We start from the raw sequence: 24,279 nt of genomic DNA, 5'->3' as shown, positions 1-24,279 counted from the left end.
AGCTTTTTTGCGTTGAGGTAGGGTCAGGGGGCATCGTTGGCTCATTTCCCACAGGAGGCCCCCGGGTGGAGGTACAGGAGACCCGGGTCCAGACGGACCGGGTCCTCACCATCCCGAACATTCTCAGCATGGCGCGGCTCGTTGGTGTGCCCGTCTTCCTGTGGTTGATTCTCTGGCCCGAGTTCGGCGGCCCCAAGGTCGACGGCTGGGCCTTCCTGGTGATCGCTCTCAGCGGCGTCAGTGACTATCTGGACGGCATGCTGGCGCGGCGCTGGAACCAGATCAGCAGCCTGGGCCGGCTCCTCGATCCCGCGGCTGACAGGCTGTACATTCTGTCAACCCTCGTGGGACTCACCTGGCGCGAGATTCTGCCATTCTGGTTGACCGCTGCACTTCTCTTGCGTGAGCTGGTCCTGCTGGTGATGGTGGGCATCCTCAGACGGCACGGCTATCCGCCGCCGCAGGTGAACTTCCTCGGCAAGGCGGCTACCTTCAACTTGATGTACGCCTTCCCGTTGCTCCTGCTCAGTGACGGAAGTGGATGGATCTCGTCACTCGCTGCTATTTTCGGATGGGCGTTCGCCGGATGGGGTACAACGCTCTATTGGTGGGCAGGGATCCTCTACGTGGTTCAGGTCCGCCGACTCGTCAGTGCGGACGCCATGGCCGATTGAGCCCGCCCGACGGGGGCGGCCGTAGATGGCTCGATGGCCCGCTTTGAAAAAGTGCGGGACACTCCGGACGGGTGAAGTCGGCTAGACCCTCGTCTCTTCAAGGAGGACGCTTCCGACATGAAGGCCGTCGTGATGGCCGGAGGTGAAGGCACACGCCTTCGCCCCATGACCTCGAGCATGCCCAAGCCGCTCCTGCCCGTGGTGAACCGCCCGATCATGGAGCACGTGCTGAGGCTGCTCAAAAGGCATGGGCTCAATGAGACCGTCGTTACAGTCCAGTTCCTCGCGTCACTGGTCAAGAACTACTTCGGTGATGGCGAGGAGCTCGGGATGGAGCTCACCTATGCCAATGAGGAGAAGCCACTCGGTACCGCCGGGAGCGTGAAGAACGCCGAGGAGGCGCTGAAGGACGACGCGTTCCTCGTCATCTCCGGCGATGCCCTCACGGACTTCGACCTCACCGAGCTCATCAATTTCCACAAGGAAAAGGGTGCGCTGGTCACCGTCTGCCTGACGCGGGTGCCGAATCCCCTGGAATTCGGTATCACCATCGTCGACGAGGAAGGCAAGGTCGAGCGGTTCCTGGAGAAGCCGACCTGGGGTCAGGTCTTCTCGGACACGGTGAACACGGGCATCTATGTGATGGAGCCCGAAGTCTTCGACTATGTCGAGGCCGATGTTCCCGTCGACTGGTCCGGCGATGTCTTCCCGCAGCTGATGAAGGAGGGCAAGCCGGTCTACGGCTATGTCGCCGAGGGCTACTGGGAGGACGTCGGTACGCACGAGAGCTACGTCAAGGCTCAGGCCGACGTGCTCGAAGGCAAGGTCGACGTCGAGATCGACGGCTTCGAACTGTCACCGGGAGTGTGGATCGCCGAGGGCGCCGAAGTGCACCCTGACGCCGTACTGCGTGGGCCGCTGTATGTCGGGGACTACGCCAAGGTCGAAGCCGGTGCCGAAATCCGGGAGCACACCGTCGTGGGCTCGAACGTCGTCGTGAAGAGCGGCGCCTTCCTGCACAAGGCCGTGGTCCACGACAACGTCTACATCGGGCAGCACAGCAATCTGCGTGGCTGCGTGGTCGGCAAGAACACCGACATCATGCGCGCCGCACGGATCGAGGACGGCGCGGTGATCGGCGACGAGTGCCTTGTCGGCGAAGAATCGATCATCCAGGGGAATGTGCGGGTCTACCCGTTCAAGACGATCGAGGCCGGCGCTTTCGTCAACACCTCGGTGATCTGGGAGTCCCGGGGACAGGCGCACCTGTTCGGCGCCCGTGGCGTCTCCGGCATCCTGAATGTGGAGATCACCCCGGAACTGGCCGTCAGGCTCGCCGGAGCGTACGCCACGACGCTCAAGAAGGGCTCCACGGTCACCACGGCCCGGGACCACTCCCGGGGCGCCCGTGCACTGAAGCGGGCGGTCATCTCGGCGCTGCAGGCCAGCGCCATCGACGTACGGGACCTGGAGAACGTACCGCTGCCGGTGGCGCGGCAGCAGACCGCGCGGGGCAGTGCCGGCGGGATCATGATCCGGACGACGCCGGGGGTCCCGGACTCGGTCGACATCATGTTCTTCGACGGGCGGGGCGCCGACCTCTCGCAGGGCAGTCAGCGGAAGCTGGACCGGGTGTTCGCGCGGCAGGAGTACCGGCGCGCGTTCCCCGGGGAGATCGGGGACCTGCACTTCCCGGCCAGCGTGTTCGACTCGTACACCGGCTCGCTGCTGCGGAACGTCGACACGACCGGCATCGCCGAGTCGGGGCTCAAGGTCGTCGTGGACGCGTCCAACGGCAGCGCGGGTCTCGTGCTGCCGAGCCTGCTCGGCAAGCTCGGTGTCGACTCGTTGACGATCAACCCCGGTCTGGACGAGTCGAGGCCGACGGAGACCGGTGACATGCGGCGCTCCGGGCTGGTGCGGCTCGGCGAAATCGTGGCGTCCTCGCGGGCGGCGTTCGGTGTGCGGTTCGACCCCGTCGGTGAACGGTTGTCGCTCGTCGACGAGAAGGGACGGATCGTCGAGGACGACCGGGCCCTGCTGGTCATGCTCGACCTGGTGGCCGCGGAGCGGCGGAGCGGCCGGGTGGCGCTGCCCGTGACCACCACCAGGATCGGCGAGCAGGTCGCGGCGTACCACGGCACGCAGGTCGAGTGGACGACGACCTCGCCGGACGACCTCACGCGGGTCGGCGGGGAGGAGACGACCATCTTCGGCGGTGACGGGCGCGGTGGGTTCATCGTGCCGGAGTTCAGCAGTGTCTTCGACGGCACGGCGGCCTTCGTGCGGCTCATCGGGCTCGTGGCCCGGACCCAGCTCACGCTCAGCCAGATCGACGCGCGGATTCCGAAGGCGCATGTCCTCAAGCGGGATCTCGCCACGCCGTGGGCCGTCAAGGGCCTGGTGATGCGGCGGGTCGTGGAGGCGGCCGGTGATCGCTTTGTCGACACGACCGACGGGGTGCGGGTCGTGGAGACGGACGGTCGGTGGGTGATGGTGCTGCCGGACCCGGCCGAGGCGGTCACCCATCTGTGGGCCGAGGGACCCGACGACGCCTCCGCGCAGGCCCTGCTCGACGAGTGGTCGGCGGTCGTGGACAGCGCCGGACGCTGAACCGCCCCGCACGCGTGCGTGCCGGACAAGTGCCCCCAACGGGGCCTGTCCGGCACGCCGGTGGGGCCGTTCGGAGGTAGTGGTCGCGACGTGCGACGATGTGCGGCATGCCGCAGCAGCCCCCCGTTCGGAGCACACCCACGCGCCCGTCGCGTCCGGACGCCTCCATGTCGCTGCTCAACAACGTCATGGATCACAGCCTCGACGACGGATACGCCGAGGCCGCCGCCCGCAGAAAGGCCGCGGGCACCGAGGGCATGCCCAAGACCGTGCGGGCCAGGCTGGGGCTCGCGGTCGGGCTGGTGCTGGCCGCCCTGGTGGTGACGGTGGGTGCGGCGCAGGCGCGGATAAGCGCTCCCGTGGTCGCCAAGGAGCGCGAGGAGCTGATCGACCGCATCCAGCAGGAGACGACGGCCGCGGACGAGCTGGAGGACTCCGTGGACGCGCTCCGTGACGACGTGGGCGCGCGGCAGCGCAAGGCGCTGAAGGCCGACGGCGGCAGTGGCGGGAACGACCTGGTGGGGATCCTGTCGGGCGCCGTCGAGGTGCACGGCCCCGGGGTACGGCTCGTCGTCAACGACTCCAAGGGCGCCGCGCAGGGCGGTGACGGCGACCCGCGTGAGACGTCCGGGTTCTCGGACACCGGGCGGGTGCGCGACCGCGACATGCAGCGTGTGGTGAACGGCCTGTGGGCCTCGGGTGCCGAGGCGGTCTCGATCAACGGACAGCGGCTCACCGCGCTGTCGGCGATCAGGGCCGCCGGCGACGCGATACTGGTCGACAACAAGCCGCTGGCACCGCCCTACACGGTCCTCGCGGTGGGGGACGGGCAGCGGTTGAGCACCAAGTTCCAGAACAGCCCCGACGGGCTGTATCTGCACGCCCTCCAGGAGAACTTCGGCATCAGGACGAGCATCTCCGTGGAGGGTGACCTCAAGGTGCCGGCCGCGCCGAGCGTGATCGTACGAACAGCACAACCGAGCACAGAGAAGGGCACATCGTGATCGCCGTACTGGGCCTCGTCCTCGGAGTCGTGGCCGGACTGTTGGTCCGGCCCGAGGTACCGGTGGTCGTCGAGCCGTACCTCCCCATCGCCGTGGTGGCGGCGCTCGACGCCGTCTTCGGTGGGCTGCGGGCGATGCTGGACGGCATCTTCGACGACAAGGTCTTCGTGGTGTCGTTCCTGTCGAACGTGGTGGTGGCCGCCCTGATCGTCTTCCTCGGCGACAAGCTGGGTGTCGGTGCCCAGCTCTCCACGGGCGTCGTGGTCGTCCTCGGTATCCGCATCTTCTCCAACGCCGCGGCGATCCGCCGGCACGTCTTCCGGGCGTGAGGCCGATGAACGAGCGGGACGAGACGCCGGGGTCCGAGCCGACGCCGGGCCGGGGAGAGGACGACGCGCCGACGACCCGGCTGCGCCGGGAACTGCCCCAGGAGGTGCCCTCCACGGCCGCTCAGGAGCCCGGTGAGGCTCCTCGGGGGGAAGAGAACAAGCAGACGGGGCGGCAGCGTCTGGCCCAGGGGCTGTGGCCGCCGCGCTTCACCCGCGCCCAACTCATCGTCGCGGTCCTGCTGTTCGGCCTCGGCTTCGGACTGGCCATCCAGGTGGCCTCCAACAACGACGACAGCGCGCTGCGCGGCGCCCGTCAGGAAGATCTCGTACGCATCCTCGATGAACTGGATGACCGTACGCAGCGTCTGGAGGAGGAGAAGCAGGGTCTGGAGGATCAGCGCACCGAGTTGGAGAACAGCTCGGACCAGGCCGAGGAGGCACGCAAGCAGACGGTCGAGAAGGAGCGGCAACTCGGCATTCTGGCGGGCACGGTAGCGGCGCAGGGACCCGGCATCACACTGACGATCGACGACACGAAGGGGACGGTCGAGGCGGACATGTTGCTCGACGCGATCCAGGAGCTGCGCGCGGCCGGCGCCGAGGCGATCCAGGTGAACGGCGTACGGGTCGTGGCCAGCACTTCTCTGACCGATTCCGGTGCGGGAGTCAGTGTCGACGGGAACAAGATCACCCAGCCCTTTCGTTTCAAGGTCATCGGCAACCCGAAGGACCTGGAGCCCGCACTGAACATCCCCGGAGGCGTGGTGCAGACACTGGAGAAGGAGCAGGCCACCGTGACCGTGCGGCGGGCGGAGAAGATCGTTGTGGACGCCTTGCGAGCGGCGAAGCGGCCTGACTACGCTCGGTCGTCCTCCCAGTGAACCGCAGGTGCATGGGGCCCGTCCGGCGAGGGCATGAGGTTGCGGGGGGTCGGCGCACCGATTGGGTGGTGCGTGGTGGAAACTGTCTGGTGGATACGGACGTTGTGAGGTTGTCCGGGTCGGCCGGTGTGTTCAGTCAGGGTTCGTCCTGCCCCACGGGCGGGTCTGTTTCGGTCAAGGGGAATCGCCCGTGAAGTTGTTTGCGAAGTTGTTCGGCAAGAGCGCGCGAGAGGGCAGCGACAACGCGACCTCACGCCATCGCGTGCAGCCTTCGGAAGCGGAGGGCCAGGGTGGCGAGCGCCCCATGTTCCGGGACCAGGTCGCCGGCCCGGGAAGTGACATTTCCGGAGGTCAGGGCGCGCCGTCTGTTGACCCTGCGCAGTCGGGCCGCATAGGTTTCGGGGAACCGTCAACCTCAGGTACGGGTGGAGGGTTCAGCTCAGACCCGTATGCGTCCCATGCCCCGGCGGGGCAGCCGCGGCAGGAGGATCCGTCGATGTCGGCCCTGGTGTGTACGAGGTGCGGTAACCGCAACGCGGAGAACAGCCGCTTCTGCTCGAACTGCGGTGCTCCGCTGCGGGCCGGGGCGACCGCCGAGCGTCCGTCCGAGACGACCTCGACCATCTCCATCTCCGGTCTGGAGGCCTACGACTCCGAGGTCACCGGCCAGACCCAGCTGCCGGCGCTCTCTCCCGAGGCCCAGGCCGCCGTCGACGCGCTTCCGCTCGGCTCGGCGCTCCTGGTCGTTCGCCGTGGGCCGAACGCGGGCAGCCGCTTCCTGCTGGACGGTGATCTCACCACGGCGGGCCGTCACCCGCAGAGCGACATCTTCCTCGACGACGTGACCGTGTCGCGTCGCCACGTGGAGTTCCGCCGAGGCCAGGACGGCTCGTTCACGGTCGCCGACGTGGGCAGCCTCAACGGGACGTACGTCAACCGTGAGCGGATCGACCAGGTCGCCCTGCACAACGGCGACGAGGTGCAGATCGGCAAGTACCGGCTGGTCTTCTACGCGAGCCAGCGGGGCTACTGACCCTCCCCCGGACCGGATCCGGGGTACCCCAGGGAAGGTCCATGCTTCGAACAACGAGCGGTGGTGCCGATCACGGCACCACCGCCGCGGACAGTGACCTCATGAGCATCGGCACCGTGCTGAACGTGCTGCGTGAGGAGTTCCCCGAGGTAACCATCTCCAAGATCCGTTTCCTGGAGTCCGAGGGGCTCATCGAGCCGCGGCGGACCCCCTCGGGGTATCGCAAGTTCGGTGCCGAGGACGTCGAGCGGCTCGGACACGTCCTCAGGATGCAGCGGGACCACTATCTGCCGCTCAAGGTGATCCGTGAGTATCTGGAGGCCCTGGAGCGCGGCGAGGGCGTCCGTCTGCCGTCCGTGGGGCGTCAGCGTGACCTCGGCGACGGCGAGCGCCTGAGCGAGCTCCTCGGTGACCCCGAGGAGCCGGCGGCAGCCCGGATCGGGCGGGGTGAGTTCCTCGCGGGCGCCGGGATCGACGAGGAGCAGCTGGCCGAGTGGGAGTCGTACGGGCTGGTGGCCCCGCTGTCGGACGGGTCGTACGACGCCGAGGTTCTTACCGTCGCCACGCTTGTGGTCGAACTGGGGCGATTCGGTATCGAGCCTCGGCACCTCAGGGTGATGCGGGCCGCCGCGGACCGTGAGGCGGGACTGGTCGATCAGGTGGTCGCGCCCCTGCGGCGCCACCGTAACCCGCAGACCAGAGTGCATGCGGAGGATCGGGCACGGGAGCTGGCGGGGCTGACGGTGAAGCTGCACGCCGCTCTCGTGCGCAGCGCGCTGGGTGTGCGGCCGCGCTGAGGGGCGGTGTTCGCCTGTGGCGGATCGGTCGGTCGATCCGAGCCCGACTACCCAAACATCCCGAGCACGGCCTAGGGTTGCTGTGTGAACGAGCTCGATGTCGTAGGTGTCCGGGTGGAAATGCCCTCCAACCAACCGATCGTGCTCCTGCGCGAAGTGGGAGGCGACCGCTACCTCCCCATCTGGATCGGGCCGGGGGAGGCGACGGCGATCGCTTTCGCCCAGCAGGGCATGGCCCCCGCACGACCGCTGACCCACGACCTGTTCAAGGACGTGCTGGAGGCCGTCGGCCAGGAGCTCACGGAAGTGCGCATCACCGACCTGCGTGAGGGCGTCTTCTACGCGGAGCTGGTGTTCGCCAGTGGGGTCGAGGTGAGTGCCCGGCCCTCCGACGCCATAGCGCTGGCGTTGCGTACCGGGACGCCGATCTTCGGCAGTGACGGGGTGCTCGACGACGCGGGCATCGCGATCCCGGACGAGCAGGAGGACGAGGTGGAGAAGTTCCGCGAATTCCTCGACCAGATCTCGCCCGAGGACTTCGGAACGAACAGCCAGTGAGGCCGGGCAGGCGGTCGTACCGGGCCGACAGGCCTTGACCGCCCCTCGTCGGCGGCGCCGGGTCCCCGGGTCGGGATTCCGCTTCGACGGCCCCGCGGGCGCGGACCCTGTGCGTGGCGGACGCCGCCCGGGGCGTTACCGGCCCGGGAGCGGTGCGTCGTCGGACAATCCGATCGGAGCGCATTCGGCTAGCCTTTCCCCGCGGAAGGGCACGGGAAACCACTCTCAGGGTGATTATCACTCGGCGTGGCGAGTGCGATGGTCATTGACGCACCCCGGGCGGCTGCCTACCGTCGATGAGGCAGGTCAAGGACGGAGGTCGGCGTGAGAAGCAGCGGCGACGGTACGGCTGGGGGTGCCCCCGGACGCAGGCTGGGGGACGGCGGCCCGTACCCTCCCCCAGGCTCTCGGCCGCGCCCGGGCTGGGGGGACCCCCATCAGGGCAGCGCGGCCGGTCACGTCCCGCAGCGGCCCACGGCCGTGCAGGACAGCGTGGAGGCGGCGCCCGAGCCGCACGAGCAGGTCGGCTACCGCGGTCCCACCGCGTGCGCGGCCGCCGGCATCACCTACCGCCAGCTCGACTACTGGGCCCGCACGGGCCTGGTGGAGCCGAGTGTGCGCTCCGCCCAGGGTTCGGGGACGCAGCGGCTCTACAGCTTCCGGGACGTCGTCGTCCTGAAGATCGTGAAACGGTTCCTCGACACGGGAGTGTCCCTGCAGAACATCCGCACCGCCGTGCAGCACCTGCGGGAGCGGGGCTTCAGCGATCTGGAGCGGATGACGCTCATGAGCGACGGTGCGACGGTCTACGAGTGCAGTTCGCCCGACGAGGTCCACGCCCTGCTCCAGGGCGGCCAGGGGGTCTTCGGGATCGCCGTGGGGGTGGTCTGGCGTGACGTCGAAAGCGCTCTCTCGCAGCTGCACGGGGAGCGGGTCGACACGGGGGAGACGCTCGTGGGCCACAATCCGGCGGACGAGCTGGCACGGCGGCGCAACCGGGCGGTCTGAGGGGCGCCCCGGGCTCAGGGTGGGGCGTTGTCAGTGGCGTAGGGCAGCATCGGAGAGGTGAGAACCGCGCCCACGATCCTGCATCTCGACATGGATGCCTTCTACGCCTCGGCGGAGCAGGCGTCGAAGCCGAGTCTGCGGGGGAAAGCCGTTGTCGTCGGCGGGCTGGGGCCGCGCGGGGTGGTCGCGACCGCCTCGTACGAGGCGCGGGTCTTCGGGGTGCATTCGGCGATGCCGATGGCGCAGGCGCGTCGCCTCGCGCCGAACGCCGCGTATCTCACGCCGCGCTTCACCTTCTACCGGGCGATCAGCGATCAGGTCATGGGGTTGTTGCGTGCGCTGTCGCCCCTGGTGGAGCCGTTGAGCCTGGACGAGGCGTTCGTGGATCTGGAGGCCGGGGGCGCGGCCTCGGACGAGGCGTCGGCGCGGCTCGTCGGGGAGCGGTTGCGGGCGGACATACGGGCCATGACCGCGCTGACGGGTTCCGTCGGGCTCGCGGCTTCCAAGATGCTCGCGAAGATCGCCTCCGAGGAGGCCAAGCCGGACGGGCTGGTGCTGATCGAGCCGGGGACCGAGCGGGCGTTGCTGGGACCGATGTCCGTGCGGATCCTGCCGGGTGTGGGCCCGGCGACCGGGGACCATCTGCGGCGGGCCGGGATCACCACGGTCGAGGAGATCGTGGAGGCGGGGGAGGACGAGGTCGTACGACTCCTCGGCAAGGCTCACGGACACGGGCTGTACGCGATGGCGCTGGCACGGGACGACCGGGCGGTGGTGGCCGAGCGGGACACGAAGTCGGTGTCGGTGGAGGACACCTACGACGTGGACATCCACGACCGGGTACGGGTCCGGATGGAGGTGCAGCGGCTCGCGGACCGGTGTGTGCGCAGGCTGCGGGAGGCCGGACTGTCGGGCCGGACGATCGTACTGAAGGTGCGGCGCTACGACTTCTCGACGCTGACCCGGTCCGAGACGTTGCGGGGACCCACGGACGATCCCGCGGTGGTGCGCGAGGCCGCGGCCCGGCTGCTGGAGGCCGTGGACACGACGGGTGGGGTACGGCTGCTGGGGGTCGGGGTGAGCGGGCTCGCCGACTACACGCAGGAGGACCTGTTCGCGCAGGCGGCGGGAGAGCCGGAGCTCGTCGAGGAGGAGGCCGGAGGCGGCGTGGAGGTGCCTGTGGCGCAGGAGAGCACGGGCGGGGAGCGGATCTTCAGGGCCGGGCACGATGTGCGGCACGCCGAGTACGGGCACGGGTGGGTGCAGGGGAGCGGGCTCGGACGGGTGACCGTGCGGTTCGAGACGCCGCTCGATGTGGGGCCGGGGCGGGTGCGGACGTTCAGGACGGACGACGCCGCGCTGGAGCCGGCGGAGCCGTTGCCGCTGGTGCCGGGTGGGGTGCTGGGCTGAGGCCCACGGAAGAGCCGGGGGGCGAGGGCGCGTCGGCCGGCCGGTGCTTTCGTGGCGGCTGTGGCTGCCGCTTCGGAGGTGGCGGGGATCGGCTCAGGTGTCGTCCCGCTTCGCCACGTCGCCGAAGTCGTGGTCCAGGGGCGGCGGCGGGGCTATGTCCAGGCCGTAGTGGTGGTAGAGCTGGAGTTCCTGTTCGGGGGAGAGGTGGCGGCCCACGCCGAAGTCGGGGGCGTCCTTGATGAGGGCGCGGTCGAAGGGGATGCGGAGGGTGCCCTCGTACAGTTCGCTGGGCTCCAGGGGGACGAAGGCGTCGCGGCCGAAGAGGCCCATGCGTATCGCGGCCCACTCGGGGATGCCGGTGGCGTCGTCCAGGTAGACCTCGTCCACGGTGCCGATCTTGCTTCCCTTGCGGTCGAACGCCTTGCGGCCGATCAGATGGCGCGGATCGATGTCGGTCTGCACGGGCCCTCCAGGTGGTCGCCAAGGGGTCGCGAATCGTCTCTCACCCCTACGAAAAGGCACATCGGGAGCGGCGGCCACTCGAAGACCTGTGCGTTGCCCGCGCTGATACGCTGGCAGCGGCTGCTGACCCCGTGCGGGAGAGTCCTCCGGACACCATCCGGAGGCGCCGAAGGAGCAAATCCTCCCCGGAATCTCTCAGGCCCACGTACCGCACGGACGAGGTCACTCTGGAAAGCAGAGCGGGTGCCACGGCTCCCGCTCTCACCGACGGTGAAAGCCGGTCCGCACCTGGACCGGTGAAGCTCTCAGGTTGAGATGACAGAGGGGGAGGCCGTCGGGGCGCCCGTGCCGTGGTGCCCCTCGAAGGTCGTGTCAGACCAGGAGGCCTCCGTAATGACCGCCCATCGCATTCCGCTTTCCGAGCTCGAACAGGGAATCCCCTTCGAGCGGCGCCACATCGGCCCGGACGCCGAAGCCCGGGCCAAGATGCTCGCGCACGTCGGGTACGGCTCGCTGGACGAGCTGACGGCGGCCGCGGTCCCGGACGTGATCAAGAACGCCGAGGCGCTGGACCTCCCCGGGGCGCGTACCGAGGCCGAGGTGCTCGCCGAGCTGCGTTCCCTCGCGGACCGCAACCAGGTGCTGGGCTCGATGATCGGGCTCGGGTACTACGGGACCTTCACGCCGCCCGTCATCCTCCGCAACGTCATGGAGAACCCTGCCTGGTACACGGCCTACACCCCGTACCAGCCCGAGATCTCCCAGGGGCGGCTGGAGGCCCTGCTGAACTTCCAGACCGTGGTCGCCGAGCTGACGGGGCTGCCCACCTCCGGGGCCTCACTGCTCGACGAGGGCACCGCCGCCGCCGAAGCCATGGCGTTGTCGCGGCGCATGGGCAGGAACAAGAAGGGCCTCTTCCTCGTCGACGCGGACGCGCTGCCGCAGACGATCGCCGTGATCCGGACCCGCGCCGAGCCGGCCGGTGTCGAGGTCGTCGTCGCCGATCTGAGCGAGGGAATCCCGGCCGACATCGCCTCACGCGACATCAACGGGGTGCTGCTGCAGTACCCGGGCGCCTCCGGTGTCGTACGGGATCTGAAGCCGGTCGTCGAACAGGCCCACGCGCTCGGCGCGCTCGTCACCGTCGCCGCCGATCTGCTGGCGCTGACCCTGCTGACCTCGCCCGGTGAGCTGGGCGCCGACATCGCCGTCGGGACCACGCAGCGCTTCGGTGTGCCGATGGCCTTCGGCGGGCCGCACGCGGGATACATGGCCGTGCAGGAGAAGTTCGCGCGCAGCCTGCCCGGACGGCTCGTCGGGGTGTCCGTGGACGCCGACGGGCACAAGGCGTACCGGCTGGCCCTGCAGACGCGGGAGCAGCACATCCGCCGGGAGAAGGCGACCAGCAACATCTGCACGGCGCAGGTGCTGCTCGCCGTGATGGCCGGCATGTACGCCGTCTACCACGGACCTGAGGGGCTGCGGACCATCGCCCGGCGTACCCACCGGTACGCCACCGTGCTCGCCGCGGGGCTCACGGCCGGTGCGATCGAGGTCGTGCACGGGTCGTACTTCGACACGCTGACCGTGCGGGTGCCGGGCCGGGCCGGTGAGGTCGTGGCCGCCGCCCGGGAACATGGCGTGAACCTGCACCTCGTGGACGCCGACCTGGTGTCGGTCTCCTGCGACGAGACCACCACGCGGGCCCGGCTGGGCGCCGTCTGGACCGCGTTCGGCGTGGAGGGCGACGTGGAGGCCCTGGACGCCGCCGCGGCGGACACGCTGCCCGAGGAGCTGCTGCGGTCGGACGACTACCTGACGCACCCGGTGTTCCACGACCACCGCTCCGAGACCGCGATGCTGCGCTACCTGCGCCGGCTCGCGGACCGGGACTACGCGCTGGACCGGGGCATGATCCCGCTCGGCTCCTGCACGATGAAGCTCAACGCCACCACCGAGATGGAGCCGGTGACGTGGCCCGAGTTCGGGCAGCTGCACCCGTTCGCGCCCGCCGAGCAGGCGCAGGGCTATCTCACGCTCATCCGTGAACTGGAGGAGCAGCTCGCGGAGGCCACCGGGTACGACAAGGTGTCGCTGCAGCCGAACGCCGGCTCGCAGGGGGAGCTGGCGGGGCTGCTGGCCGTGCGCGGGTACCACCGCGCGAACGGTGACGAGCAGCGGACGGTGTGCCTCATCCCGTCCTCCGCGCACGGCACCAACGCGGCGAGCGCCGTCATGGCCGGCATGAAGGTCGTCGTCGTGAAGACCGCCGACGACGGCGAGATCGACGTCGAGGACCTGCGGGCGAAGATCGAGCAGTACCGCGACGAACTGTCCGTGCTGATGATCACGTACCCGTCGACGCACGGGGTGTTCGAGGAGCACGTGGCCGACATCTGCGCGCAGGTGCACGACGCGGGCGGCCAGGTGTACGTCGACGGCGCCAACCTCAACGCGCTGGTGGGTCTGGCCAAGCCGGGCCACTTCGGCGGTGACGTCTCGCACCTGAACCTGCACAAGACGTTCTGCATCCCGCACGGCGGCGGTGGGCCGGGCGTCGGCCCGGTGGCGGTGCGCGAGCACCTGGCGCCGTATCTGCCGAACCACCCGCTGCAGCCCGCGGCCGGCCCGGAGACGGGCGTCGGCCCGATCTCGGCGGCGCCGTGGGGTTCGGCGGGCATCCTGCCGATCTCGTGGGCGTACGTCCGGCTCATGGGCGGTGAGGGGCTGAAGCGGGCCACGCAGGTGGCGGTGCTCAGCGCCAACTACATCGCCAAGCGGCTGGAGCCGCACTACCCGGTGCTCTACACCGGTCCGGGCGGGCTCGTGGCGCACGAGTGCATCATCGACCTGCGGCCGCTGGCCAAGTCGACCGGGGTGAGCGTCGACGACATCGCCAAGCGGCTGATCGACTACGGCTTCCACGCGCCGACGATGTCGTTCCCGGTGGCCGGGACGCTGATGATCGAGCCGACGGAGTCGGAGGACCTCGGTGAGCTGGACCGGTTCTGCGAAGCCATGATCGCGATCCGCGCGGAGATCGAGAAGGTCGGCTCGGGCGAGTGGCCCGCGGACGACAACCCGCTGCGGAACGCGCCGCACACCGCGGGCGCGCTCGGCGGGGAGTGGAAGCACGCCTACACGCGCGAGGAGGCGGTCTTCCCGGCCGGGGTCTCGCGCGCGGACAAGTACTGGCCGCCGGTGCGCCGGATCGACCAGGCGTTCGGTGACCGGAACCTGGTCTGCTCCTGCCCGCCGCTGGACGCCTACGAAGAGTAGTCGGACGCGGATACGCGTCGGGGCCGGTTCGGAGAGTGCTTCTCCGGCCGGCCCCTCTTCTGTCCGGGCGGGCGCTCTGTGCGGGGCGCTCGCCCTGCGCGCACGTGAGTGCGGCTCAGGCGGCGGTCATCACGGTGCCCATCGGGCGGTGCGGCGCGATGATCTGGCCGTCCGGCAGGAGCTCACCGGTGTCCTCGAAGAGCAGAACGCCGTTGCAGAGCAGGCTCCATCCCTGCTCCGGGTGGTGCGCCACGAGTCGGGCGCCTTCCCGGTCGGCGGATTCGGCAGTCGGGCACAGTGGCTGGTGCTGGCACATGGTTGTTGGGATCTTTCGGTCGGTCGTGTGGTCTGAGATGGCTGTTTTGTCTGTCCCGCGGCGTGAAGCCCCGTTCATGGCCGCCCCCCGTTGTGATAAATCGGTCCGGTCCCAGTGTTGCCCCACGGGCGTCAATCCGCAGGCTTTTCGCAGCACGACTTCTTCACAGGTTGATGACGCCAGGCCCGCTCTGATGGTTCATCCCTCTCGCACTGTCCTTTCGGGTGGTACGCCATGGTCGGATGGGGCTAGTCCGACTACGGGGGAGAGCTGGGAATAGCTCGTACGAGCGTTTTGGTGCCCGAAGGAGCGGTAATTCCGCGTAGTCGCAAACAAGCGCCCCGTCACCGAATATCGGTGGCGGGGCGCGAGGGGTGCGAATGGCGAGGCGATGCGGATTTCAGGCGGGTGATCCCAGCAGGGGGGCGGGCGTCAACCGGGTGGTCAGCACCGGGAGGAGATCGGTGACCCGGTGAGGCCGGTGGGCGGCGATACCGGGCGGTGCGGGCGCCAGTGGGACCAGCAGGTCGGCCGGGGCCGGGTCGCCGGTGGCGCCGTCGGCGGTGGGGTCGGCGTGCAGCCAGAGCATGAGCATGTACAGCTCGGGCACCGACAGCAGGCGTGGCTGGTAGGGCTGCTGCATGACGTCGGCCTGGCGCAGGGCGCGCTCGGTCGAGGTGATGTACGGGCCTTCGAAGAAGTGGGAGAACGCCCAGCCGTCCGGGGTCAGCCGGGTCTCGGCGGCGGCCACGGCACGGTCGCCGCAGCGGATCAGGAACCGCCATCCCGTGAGCCGGGCGATGCCCGTGCCCTGCGGGGTGATCCGGTCGAGTACGTGGACGGGCAGCGGGAGTTCGGGCGTGGCGGGCCCCTGGGCGTTCTTCAGGGCGGGAGTTCGCGCCTCGTGGACGGCGGTGGGAGAACCGAGTGCGGTGAGGACGGTGCGCAGGGCGGGCGCGGGAGCCGGGGGGACATGCAGCGGCATGGTGGGTCGCCTCTCCATTCGACAGGCACGGTGGCGCGAGGGCGGGGGCGGACGGCGCTGTCAGCTCTCGGGGATCGGGGAGACGGATGCCCGGGTCCGGGTGCGTGGGTGGGGTCCGCCGCGTGTGGCCTGACGGCAGGACCGAGGACCGCGAGTGCCGACTCTCAGCCTCGTTTGCGAAGTTTATACGACACGTGTTCACGCAAGGTTTCGTCTAGCCGCTCCGGATATGAAGGGCAAGGCGGTATCAGGTCGCCGGAACATGGGTGTCACCCCTATTTGCGGGGGGAGTGTGGCGGTGACCTCGCATTACCGTCGCGTAACGGACGGCCTGTTGTCGTCGGCGCTTTTCACGAAAGGGAGCCGCAGAAAGCGCGTACTCTTTCTTGCCCGCTGAATGTGCCAGAAGCATGCCGACGAAATAGGGTCGGAGGTGACCGCGCTCAGCCTAGCGTGTGCAGGTCCCGCTCGGGACGTTACCGCTGGCTCTGCCTGGGCATCATGAACCGTGGACCCGGGACACCAGTGGCCGAGGCATCGGCCTGCCCATCCGAGGAGGGACACTTCGATGGGGGAGAAGGTCGTGGCGGGGTCGTTTGGCCTCTCCGATCGCCAGCAGTACCGCGACAAGCTCCGGCAGTGTCTGACGGGGCTGGCGCGGCTGTTGGAGGAGAAGCGGTTCGACCGCCCCAGGAACCTCATGGGTGTGGAGATCGAGCTGAACCTGGTCGACGGCGACGGTCAGCCGAGAATGATGAATGCGCAAGTACTCGAACGGATTGCGAGTCGAGATTTCCAAACAGAACTCGCCATGTTCAATCTGGAAGTCAACATAGCTCCACATCGGCTGGACGGCAGGGTATTCGACCAGCTTTCCGAGGAGCTGCGCACGTCCCTCGCCTACGCCGACCGCAAAGCGATCGAGGTGGGTGCGGGGATCGTGATGATCGGCATTCTGCCCACGCTGGGCCGTGACGACCTGGTTTCCTCGAACCTCTCCGCGGGCGACCGCTACACCCTGCTGAACGACCAGATCGTCGCCGCCCGCGGTGAGGACTTCACCCTGGACATCGACGGGGTGGAGCGGCTCGTCTGCACCTCGAAGTCCATCGCGCCGGAAGCCGCCTGCACCTCCGTGCAGCTGCACCTGCAGGTGACCCCGGGCCGGTTCGCCGACGTGTGGAACGCCGCCCAGGCGGTCGCCGCCGCGCAGGTCGCCATCGGGGCCAACTCGCCGTTCCTGTTCGGGCACGAGCTGTGGCGGGAGTCGCGGCCGCCCCTGTTCCAGCAGTCCACCGACACCCGCCCGCCCGAACTCCAGGCCCAGGGCGTACGGCCACGCACCTGGTTCGGTGAGCGGTGGATCTCCTCGGCGTACGAACTCTTCGAGGAGAACCTGCGCTTCTTCCCGGCCCTGCTGCCCATCTGCGACGACGAGGATCCGATCGGTGTCCTCGACGCGGGCGGCATTCCCTCCCTCGCCGAACTCACCCTGCACAACGGCACGATCTACCGCTGGAACCGCCCCGTCTACGGCATCGCCGACGGGGTCCCGCACCTGCGGGTCGAGAACCGCGTGCTGCCCGCCGGGCCGACCATCACGGACGTGATCGCCAACGCGGCCTTCTACTACGGGGTCGTCCGCGCGCTCGCCGAGGAGTCACGGCCCGTGTGGACGCGGCTGCCGTTCGAGGCGGCCGCCGCCAACTTCGACGAGGCGTGCCGGCACGGCATCGACGCACGGCTGCAGTGGCCGCGCGGGCGCTACGGCGGAGTGGGGCCGGTGGACGCCGTGAACCTCGTACGGGACGAGCTGTTGCCGCTCGCCGAGGTGGGGCTGGACGCGTGGGGGGTCGAGCCGGTCGACCGGGACTTCTATCTCGGTGTGATCGAGGAGCGCTGCCGACGGCGGGTCAACGGCGCGTCCTGGCAGGTGGAAACGTTCCACCGGGCGCTGGCCAAGGGGCTCGGACGGGATGCGGCGCTGGCCGCCACCACGCGGCGGTACGGCGAGCTGATGCACTCCGGGGAGCCCGTCCACAGCTGGCCGGTCGGGCTGCCGGAGCCGGTGCCGCTGGGCTGAGGAGCCGCCTTCGAGGGCAGCCGCCGGAAAGTCCCGGACCGCCGCGGGTGATGATGGACCCTCGGCGGGGCCGGACAACTGGAGGCGCGGTGCAGGGGCAGGCGGAGGCGGCGGAGGGCGCGGTGCCGGGGGAGCGGCCGGGCCGGCGGATTCTTCGGGACGAGACACTGCTCGTGCTCGGGGTCTCGCTCGGCGCGAGCGGGGTGTCCGCGCTGATCAGCTTCATCGGATCGGTCACCAGGCCGGGCGGGCTGAAGGACCAGGCGGCCACCATGAACGCCTCGGCCGCACCGGGCCGGCCCTGGCTCGACCTCGCGTGGCAGCTCTTCGGCATCACCACCGCCCTGGTGCCCGTCGCCCTGGTCGCGCACTTCCTGCTGCGCGAGGGCGCGGGACTGCGCACCCTCGGGTTCGACCGTACGAAGCCGTGGCCCGACCTCGGCCGGGGCGCGGCCGTCGCCGCGGTGATCGGCAGCACGGGCATCGCCTTCTACCTGGCGGCCCGCGGCCTCGGGTTCAACCTCACGGTGGTGCCGGAGGCGCTGCCCGAGGTGTGGTGGAAGTACCCCGTGCTGATCCTCTCCGCGATCCAGAACGCCGTCCTCGAAGAGGTCATCGTGGTCGGGTATCTGCTGCGCCGGCTCCAGCAGCTGGGCTGGTCGCCGGGGAGCGCGCTCGCCGCCAGCTCGGTGCTGCGCGGGTCGTACCACCTCTACCAGGGCATCGGCGGGTTCGTCGGCAACATGGTGATGGGCGTGGTCTTCGTCCACCTGTACCGGCGGTGGGGGCGCGTGGGGCCGCTCGTGGTGGCCCACTCGCTGCTCGACATCGGGGCGTTCGTCGGGTACGCGCTGCTGGCGGGGAAGGTGGGCTGGCTGCCGACCGCGTGAAGGGTGGCCGTGCGGGGCGGGCCGTCGGGCCGTCGGGGCGGGGCGTGCGGGGCGGGCCGTGCGGTCGGCGGATCGGGGCTCGTCAGGCGAGGAGTTCGCCGTCGACGACCGTGACCGCGCGGCCGGAGAGCAGGGTGCGGTCGCCGCGGAGTTCGGTGCGGACCCGGCCGGAGCGGGGAGAGGCCTGCAGGCCGGTGAGGTCCGGGCTGCCCAGGCGTGCGGACCAGAAGGGGGCGAGCGCGGTGTGGGCGCTGCCGGTGACCGGGTCCTCGTCGATGCCGAGGTTGGGGAAGAAGCAGCGCGAGACGTAGTCGTGGCCGGCCGCCGGGTCGGCGGCAGGGGCCGTGGCGATGATGCCGCGCTCGGAGTAGCGGCCGAGGGACCGGAGGTCGGGGGCGAGACCCAGGACAGTCTTCTCGTCGGCCAGCTCCACCAGGAGGTCGCCCACGTTCGGGCCGGTGTCGACGGCGCTCAGCGGTTCGGCGCCCAGCGCCTCGGCGACGCCGTCCGGGACGGCCACCGGGGTGAGGGGCGCGGTCGGGAAGTCGAGGGTGAGCGAGCCGTCCGGCCGGGGTGTGGCCGTGAGAACGCCGCTGCGAGTGGCGAACCGTACCGGACCCTGGTGGGTGTTCGTGCTGCTCAGGACGTGTGCCGTGGCCAGGGTGGCGTGGCCGCACAACGCCACCTCGGCGACCGGCGTGAACCAGCGCAGCGCCCAGTCGGCCTCGCCGCCCGCCGGGAGGCGGTGGGCGAACGCGGTCTCGGCGTGGTTGACCTCTCTGGCCACGTTCTGCAGCCAGATCTCGTCCGGGAAGGCGTCGAGGAGGAGGACTCCTGCGGGGTTGCCGGAGAAGGGGCGGTCGGTGAAGGCGTCCACGATACGAATGCGCATGGGACGACGCTAGAGGTCGGTGGAGCGGCGGGCCAAGGCCAATTCAGGGGTGGTGGACTCGTTTTCGAGGGTCGTTCGGGCGCATTTCCGGGGGCAGGGACGTCGATGCGGCCCGCAGGGTGGTGGCGCGCTCGCGCTAGTGGACCGAGAAACCGCCGTCGACGAAGATCGACTGGCCGGTGATGTAGCCGGCGGAGCGGCCGGCCAGGAAGACGGCGGCACCGGCGAAGTCGTCGGCCAGGCCGTTGCGCCCGGCCAGGGTGCGTGCGGCGAGGGCGGCCACCTGCTCCGGGTCGGACGACAGCCGGGTGTTGAGCGGGGTCGGGACGAAACCGGGGACCAGGGTGTTGCAGGTGACGCCGTGGGGCGACCACTCCTCGGCCTGTGAGCGGGCCAGCGACTCCAGCGCACCCTTGGAGACGCCGTAGGCGCCGCTGCGCACGAACGCCCGGTGCGCCTGCTGGGAAGTGATGTGGAGGATGCGGCCGTAGCCCCGCGCGGCCATGCCGGGGCCGAAGCGCTGGCCCAGCAGGAAGGGCGCGTCCAGGTTCAGGGCCATGGTGGTGTCCCACACGTCCTCGCCCAGTTCGCTCAGTGGCGGCCGTAGGTTGACGCCGGCGCTGTTGACGAGGATGTCGGGCTCCCCGAACGCCTCGACCGCCCGCTCGGCCGCCGCGCGCACACCGGCCCGGATGCTCAGGTCGCCGCTCACCCAGGCCGCCCGGCAGCCGTCCGCCGTCAGCTCGCCGGCCGTGGCCCGCAGCTCGGCCTCCTTGCGCGCGACGATCACCACGCTCGCGCCGGCCCGGGCGAGAGCCGTACTGATGGCCTTGCCGATGCCGGAACTGCCGCCCGTCACCACGGCGACCCTGCCGTCCAGCGAGAACAGTGCGGAGAGATAGCTGTCGGAGATCATTTCCGCACCCTAGAGGACCGGTCGGCGGATCAGTCCCTGGTGCTCATGACGTGGTGGATCGCGGAGACGATGCCGGCCGCGATGTGGGTGGGCCGGTAGGCGCCCTCGTTCCAGGCCCGGCCGTGCGCCACCCAGACGCTGCGCAGGCCGAGGGCGTCGGCGCCCGCGATGTCGGCGTGGGGCGCGTCGCCGATGACCCAGGCGCCGGACAGCGGGAGCCCGGCGGTGGCGGCAGCGGCGTGGAAGATCTCCGGCTCGGGCTTCTTGCGGCCGACGGCTTCGGAGACGACCCAGCCCCGCACGAGACGGTCGAGGCCGGTGCGGCGGATCTTCGTCTCCTGCTGGGCGGTCCGGCCGTTGGTGACGATCACGCAGGTCCAGCCGTCGGCCCGCGCTGCGTCGAGCGCCTCGCGGGTGGCGGGCGTCAGGACCACGCGGTCGGCGGCGCCGGTGTCGAGCAGGGTGCTGACGGCGTCGGGCGGCACCGCGCCCGCGTAGCGGTCGGTGAGGGCGGAGGCCACCTCCGGGCGAGGGGTGTAGCCGCCGGCGTCGACGGCCGCCACCCAGGGCAGGTCGGTGTCGGGCAGGCCGTGGGCGGAGAGGAAGGCGGCCGCGGCGGCGCGGAAGGCCGCGTCGCGGTCGATCAGGGTGTTGTCCAGGTCGAGCAGCAACAAAGGCATGCGCGGCAGTAGATCACGGAGACCTTCTCGAAACGGGGGTTGTCAGGCGACAGGTCCCGATATATCGTTGAGGCATCGCGACAGATCAACGATGGAATGGAGTGATGGTGATGCGTTCCCGTGGACAGGACTTCGGATTCGAGCGTGGACATGGACGTGGCGGGGAGCACCCCCGCGGCCGAGGTGACGCCGAGGCGCTGCGCGCCGCCTTCGGGCCCTTCGGGCCGGGCCATGGTGGCCCCGGACCGTTCGGACCCTTCGGTGGGGGCCCCTGGGGTGGGCGCGGCCGGGGCGGACCCCGGGGGAGGGCACGGCGGGGCGACGTACGCGCGTCGATCCTGGCCCTCCTCAAGGACAGGCCCATGCACGGCTACGAGATGATCCAGGAGATCGCCGAGCGCAGTGGCGGGGCGTGGAAGCCCAGCCCCGGCTCGGTGTACCCCACCCTCCAGCTGCTGGAGGACGAGGGGCTGATCGCCAGTGCGACCGAGGGCGGCAAGAAGCTGTTCTCGCTCACCGAGGCCGGTCGCACCGCGGCCGACGAGGGGCCCGAGGCTCCTTGGGAAGAGGCCTCGCGCGGGGTCGACTGGGAGGCGCTGAGCGAGATCCGGCAGGCCGGCTTCGGTCTGATGGAGGCGTTCGGCCAGGTCTGGAAGACCGGCGACAAGGACCAGCGCGACAAGGCGCTGACGGTGATCAACGAAGCCCGCAAGAAGCTGTATCTGATCCTCGCCGACGAGGACTGACGGCAGTGCGCGGGTGACCGGTGCGGGAGCGCCCCGTGGAGAGAGATCTTCGCGGGGCGCTTTCGTGTGCTTGGGGTGGGTGGATGTGTGGACGCGTGGGCCCGAGGTGGGTGGGGTGGGCCCAGTGGGGGGGTGGGGGTGTGTGGGGGCGGGGGTGGTGAGGGGCGGGCGCGGGGTCAGCTCACGAGGGCGCCCAGCTTGCGCAGGGATTCGTCGAGCGCGGCCGTGGCGGAGTCCCTGAGCTTGCCCGCCATCAGGGAGACGGCGGCGCCGGTGAACTCGCCGTCGATGCGGACCGTGGTGGCGTCGCCGTCGGGGGTGAGGGTGTAGCGGGTGGCGAGGTCCACGGCCATGGGGCCCTTGCCGCGGATGGCCAGGGTGCGGGCGGGTTCCAGTTCGGCGATGGTCCACTCGACCTCTGCCGGGAAGCCCATGAGCTTCAGGTTCTCCTGGAAGGTGCCGCCCACCGCGAGGGTCTGCGGGCCGCCCTTGGGGAAGCCGGTGTGGGTGGTGTTCCACTCGCCGTACGCGGACCAGTCGACGAGCCGGGCCCAGACCTGCTCGGCTGGCGCCTCGATGCGTGCCTCCGCGCTGACATCGGCCATGCGACAACCCCTTCGTCTCGGACGGTGGTGTCGCGGAACGTAGCCTCGGGGCCCGGAACATTCAATACTGATGAACCGTCAGGAATCGGAGTGCCACCGGCCGGCACCCGCCTCCCTGCGGTGAGGGGCGGGTGCCGGTGCGACGCGGTGGCGTACCGGGCGCGGGCCGAGGCCGCGCGCGCCCCTGAGGTGGTGCGGGCGGATCTCATCCGTAGGGAGGAGAAACGGCTCCTCCCTACGCAACCTGTGCCGGAGGCGAAGATGCTTCCTTTCGTGGATGACCCGGAGGCGCCGGGACTGATGGGGTGGGAGGCGTGCTACCCCGTATTCCCCGGCAGTCGGCCGCCGACCATGGTCCGGACCACCTGGAGACCGAGGGCGGGCTCACGGATGAGCTGGCCTCGGTGGTCGCCGGTGCGCGCAGACGGGCCCTTCGCGACGACGACCGGCAGATCGACACCGCTCATCTGCTGCACTCCCTCGTGGAGTCCGACCCGGAGGTCCGCGCTGTCTTCGACGGTCCGCAGGTCGCCCGGCTGCTCGGCTACCTCGTGCAGCGCAGCATCGGGTACGGGCTGCGCTGGCAGATCGGTGTAGAGGACACCGGCGTCGTCGCGGGGGTGCCGGGCAGGCCCGGGTGGTCACCCGTGGCGGCCCGGGCGATGACGCAGGCGTACGACCGTGCCGTGCTGCGGGGCGCGGGGGCGGCCCGCAGCGTCGATCTGCTCGCGGTGCTCGTCGCGGCGACCGGTTCGCGGGCCGTGGAGGTGCTCGCCAAGGTCGGAGTCGACCGGGACGTGGTGGCGCGGCGGCTCGCCGAAGTGGGCGAAGGCCGTGTCGAGGGGCGGGTGGTGAGCGGGGACGGGGGTTGTTGAGGCGTGACGCCGTGGGGTGGGCCCGCCGTCGAGGTGGGCCCGGCCGTCGTCCAGCCGGTGAGACAGGTGTCATTGGGGATGACGCTCCTGTCGCCGGCTGACATCATGTGCCGGTGCATACGTCTCAGCGGAGTCAGGGGCAACGCGTGCGCGGCGTCGGGCTGGTGCTCGCGCTGGGGTCCGCGCTCGCCTTCGGTGGATCGGGCACGGCGGCCAAGCCGCTCATCGAGGCGGGGCTCGACCCGCTGCACGTGGTGTGGCTGCGGGTCGTCGGCGCCGCGCTGGTGATGCTTCCGTGGGCGGTGCGCCATCGGGATCTGGTGCGTCGGCGGCCCGCGCTGCTCGTCGGTTTCGGGCTGTTCGCCGTGGCCGGTGTGCAGGCCTTCTACTTCGCCTCGATCTCCCGTATCCCCGTCGGCGTCGCGCTCCTCGTGGAGTACCTCGGGCCGGCCATCGTCCTCGGGTGGGTGCGGCTCGTGCAGCGCCGGCCCGTGACGCGGGCCGCCGCGGTCGGTGTCGTCCTCGCGGTCGGCGGCCTCGCCTGTGTCGTCGAGATCTGGTCGGGGCTGAGCTTCGACCCTCTGGGCCTGCTGCTCGCGCTCGGGGCCGCCTGCTGTCAGGCCGGGTACTTCGTGATGTCCGACCAGGGCGGCGACGCGGGGGCGGAAGCGCCGGATCCGCTCGGGGTGATCGCCTACGGGCTGCTGGTGGGCGCGGCCGTGCTCACGGTGGTGGCACGGCCGTGGGGGATGGAGTGGGCGGTGCTCGGGGGCGACGCGTGGATGGACGGCACGGCCGTACCGGCGTGGCTGCTGCTCGGGTGGGTGGTGCTGATCGCCACGGTGGTCGCCTATGTGACCGGGGTGGTGGCCGTGCGCCGGCTGTCGCCGCAGGTGGCCGGGGTTCTGGGGTGCCTGGAGGCGGTGGTGGCGACCGTGCTCGCGTGGGTGCTCCTGGGTGAGCATCTGTGGGCGCCGCAGATCGTGGGCGGCGTGGTGGTGCTGGCCGGGGCGTTCGTCGCGCAGCGGTCTGCGGTGGGGGAGGGGGCGCCGGGGCGGTCGGAGGTCTCCGGTGAGGCGGGGGTCGAGGCTGAGCTGTCGGTGGGGGGTGGCCGGTGATGTGGCGCGTCGGGGACTCGGGTCGGCTGTCGGGTGCGGGTTGTGGGGGGTGTTCGCGCAGTTCCCCGCGCCTCTGAGGGTGTTCGTGGCGGGCCGGTGGGGAGGGGTGAGCCCGCGTTTCGGTC

At 70.4% G+C, this 24,279-nt stretch carries 23 protein-coding genes and 1 riboswitch; of the genes, 16 read left to right on the top strand and 7 right to left on the bottom strand.

Features of this window, described 5'->3' with window-relative positions:
• Positions 1-65: 65 nt before the first annotated feature.
• From H4687_RS08385 to H4687_RS08340, 10 genes are all read left to right on the top strand, one after another.
• Positions 66-674 carry a CDP-alcohol phosphatidyltransferase family protein gene (locus tag H4687_RS08385; protein WP_046915511.1) on the top strand — a complete coding sequence of 203 codons (609 nt, stop codon included), beginning with the start codon at positions 66-68 and terminating at the stop codon, positions 672-674.
• 117 nt (positions 675-791) lie between these two features.
• A complete protein-coding gene (locus tag H4687_RS08380; protein WP_046915512.1) occupies positions 792-3,287 on the top strand; it encodes a mannose-1-phosphate guanyltransferase in 2,496 nt (831 codons plus the stop codon).
• Between the two features lie 98 nt (positions 3,288-3,385).
• Positions 3,386-4,291, top strand: coding sequence for a DUF881 domain-containing protein (locus H4687_RS08375; RefSeq protein WP_107082343.1), 906 nt, complete (start codon positions 3,386-3,388; stop codon positions 4,289-4,291).
• Positions 4,288-4,620, top strand: a complete 333-nt coding sequence (locus tag H4687_RS08370; protein ID WP_005475671.1) for a small basic family protein — start codon at positions 4,288-4,290, stop codon at positions 4,618-4,620. The genes H4687_RS08375 and H4687_RS08370 overlap by 4 nt, the downstream gene beginning before the upstream one ends.
• A gap of 5 nt (positions 4,621-4,625) precedes the next feature.
• Positions 4,626-5,501, top strand: coding sequence for a DUF881 domain-containing protein (locus tag H4687_RS08365; RefSeq protein ID WP_046915514.1), 876 nt, complete (start codon positions 4,626-4,628; stop codon positions 5,499-5,501).
• 61 nt (positions 5,502-5,562) lie between these two features.
• Positions 5,563-6,534: an FHA domain-containing protein gene (locus H4687_RS08360; RefSeq protein WP_078907371.1), complete on the top strand. Its 972-nt coding sequence runs from the start codon at positions 5,563-5,565 to the stop codon at positions 6,532-6,534.
• A 41-nt stretch (positions 6,535-6,575) separates the two neighbouring features.
• Positions 6,576-7,331 carry a transcriptional regulator FtsR gene (gene ftsR, locus H4687_RS08355; protein ID WP_046915515.1) on the top strand — a complete coding sequence of 252 codons (756 nt, stop codon included), beginning with the start codon at positions 6,576-6,578 and terminating at the stop codon, positions 7,329-7,331.
• An 84-nt stretch (positions 7,332-7,415) separates the two neighbouring features.
• The gene (locus H4687_RS08350) at positions 7,416-7,889 is read left to right on the top strand and encodes a bifunctional nuclease family protein (RefSeq protein ID WP_005475662.1); all 474 of its coding nucleotides are present in this window, start codon (positions 7,416-7,418) and stop codon (positions 7,887-7,889) included.
• Positions 7,890-8,213: 324 nt separating this feature from the next.
• A complete protein-coding gene (locus H4687_RS08345) occupies positions 8,214-8,897 on the top strand; it encodes a MerR family transcriptional regulator (RefSeq protein WP_179860180.1) in 684 nt (227 codons plus the stop codon).
• Positions 8,898-8,954: 57 nt separating this feature from the next.
• A complete protein-coding gene (locus tag H4687_RS08340; protein ID WP_046915517.1) occupies positions 8,955-10,307 on the top strand; it encodes a DNA polymerase IV in 1,353 nt (450 codons plus the stop codon).
• 93 nt (positions 10,308-10,400) lie between these two features.
• Here H4687_RS08340 and H4687_RS08335 read toward each other — a convergent pair whose 3' ends face one another.
• Positions 10,401-10,769: a PRC-barrel domain-containing protein gene (locus H4687_RS08335; RefSeq protein WP_046915518.1), complete on the bottom strand. Its 369-nt coding sequence runs from the start codon at positions 10,767-10,769 to the stop codon at positions 10,401-10,403.
• A 124-nt stretch (positions 10,770-10,893) separates the two neighbouring features.
• Positions 10,894-10,990: riboswitch (glycine riboswitch) on the top strand.
• 172 nt (positions 10,991-11,162) lie between these two features.
• Here H4687_RS08335 and gcvP point away from each other — a divergent pair.
• The gene (gcvP, locus tag H4687_RS08330; RefSeq protein WP_046915519.1) at positions 11,163-14,048 is read left to right on the top strand and encodes an aminomethyl-transferring glycine dehydrogenase; all 2,886 of its coding nucleotides are present in this window, start codon (positions 11,163-11,165) and stop codon (positions 14,046-14,048) included.
• Between the two features lie 115 nt (positions 14,049-14,163).
• On the opposite strand, the gene H4687_RS08325 is transcribed toward gcvP, so the two are convergent.
• The gene (locus tag H4687_RS08325) at positions 14,164-14,364 is read right to left on the bottom strand and encodes a DUF5999 family protein (RefSeq protein ID WP_028796697.1); all 201 of its coding nucleotides are present in this window, start codon (positions 14,362-14,364) and stop codon (positions 14,164-14,166) included.
• 400 nt (positions 14,365-14,764) lie between these two features.
• A complete protein-coding gene (locus H4687_RS08320) occupies positions 14,765-15,349 on the bottom strand; it encodes a hypothetical protein (RefSeq protein ID WP_046915520.1) in 585 nt (194 codons plus the stop codon).
• Between the two features lie 568 nt (positions 15,350-15,917).
• Here H4687_RS08320 and H4687_RS08315 point away from each other — a divergent pair.
• Entirely contained in the window at positions 15,918-17,432 is a 1,515-nt protein-coding gene (locus tag H4687_RS08315; RefSeq protein ID WP_046915521.1) for a glutamate--cysteine ligase, read from the top strand.
• Between the two features lie 53 nt (positions 17,433-17,485).
• A complete protein-coding gene (locus H4687_RS08310) occupies positions 17,486-18,322 on the top strand; it encodes a CPBP family intramembrane glutamic endopeptidase (RefSeq protein ID WP_225967281.1) in 837 nt (278 codons plus the stop codon).
• A gap of 82 nt (positions 18,323-18,404) precedes the next feature.
• Here H4687_RS08310 and H4687_RS08305 read toward each other — a convergent pair whose 3' ends face one another.
• From H4687_RS08305 to H4687_RS08295, 3 genes are all read right to left on the bottom strand, one after another.
• Positions 18,405-19,214, bottom strand: coding sequence for a PhzF family phenazine biosynthesis protein (locus H4687_RS08305; protein WP_046914410.1), 810 nt, complete (start codon positions 19,212-19,214; stop codon positions 18,405-18,407).
• Between the two features lie 136 nt (positions 19,215-19,350).
• Positions 19,351-20,130 carry an SDR family NAD(P)-dependent oxidoreductase gene (locus tag H4687_RS08300; protein ID WP_046914411.1) on the bottom strand — a complete coding sequence of 260 codons (780 nt, stop codon included), beginning with the start codon at positions 20,128-20,130 and terminating at the stop codon, positions 19,351-19,353.
• Positions 20,131-20,159: 29 nt separating this feature from the next.
• Positions 20,160-20,810, bottom strand: coding sequence for an HAD family hydrolase (locus tag H4687_RS08295; protein ID WP_046914412.1), 651 nt, complete (start codon positions 20,808-20,810; stop codon positions 20,160-20,162).
• A gap of 110 nt (positions 20,811-20,920) precedes the next feature.
• Here H4687_RS08295 and H4687_RS08290 point away from each other — a divergent pair, with 110 nt between their 5' ends.
• Complete coding sequence (locus H4687_RS08290; protein ID WP_078907373.1) at positions 20,921-21,556, top strand: PadR family transcriptional regulator; 636 nt, start codon at positions 20,921-20,923, stop codon at positions 21,554-21,556.
• 176 nt (positions 21,557-21,732) lie between these two features.
• Here the strand turns inward: H4687_RS08290 and H4687_RS08285 are convergent, their stop codons facing one another.
• The gene (locus tag H4687_RS08285) at positions 21,733-22,161 is read right to left on the bottom strand and encodes a type II toxin-antitoxin system Rv0910 family toxin (protein WP_046917878.1); all 429 of its coding nucleotides are present in this window, start codon (positions 22,159-22,161) and stop codon (positions 21,733-21,735) included.
• 314 nt (positions 22,162-22,475) lie between these two features.
• Here H4687_RS08285 and H4687_RS08280 point away from each other — a divergent pair, with 314 nt between their 5' ends.
• Positions 22,476-23,036 (top strand): Clp protease N-terminal domain-containing protein, encoded by a 561-nt coding sequence (locus tag H4687_RS08280; RefSeq protein ID WP_046917879.1) that lies wholly within the window; start codon positions 22,476-22,478, stop codon positions 23,034-23,036.
• A 107-nt stretch (positions 23,037-23,143) separates the two neighbouring features.
• Positions 23,144-24,154 carry an EamA family transporter gene (locus H4687_RS08275; protein ID WP_050398795.1) on the top strand — a complete coding sequence of 337 codons (1,011 nt, stop codon included), beginning with the start codon at positions 23,144-23,146 and terminating at the stop codon, positions 24,152-24,154.
• Positions 24,155-24,279: the final 125 nt, after the last annotated feature.

This window comes from Streptomyces stelliscabiei (genome assembly GCF_014873495.1).
GTDB classification, from domain to species: Bacteria; Actinomycetota; Actinomycetes; order Streptomycetales; family Streptomycetaceae; genus Streptomyces; species Streptomyces bottropensis.
This window is presented reverse-complemented; position numbering and strand designations above follow the sequence as displayed.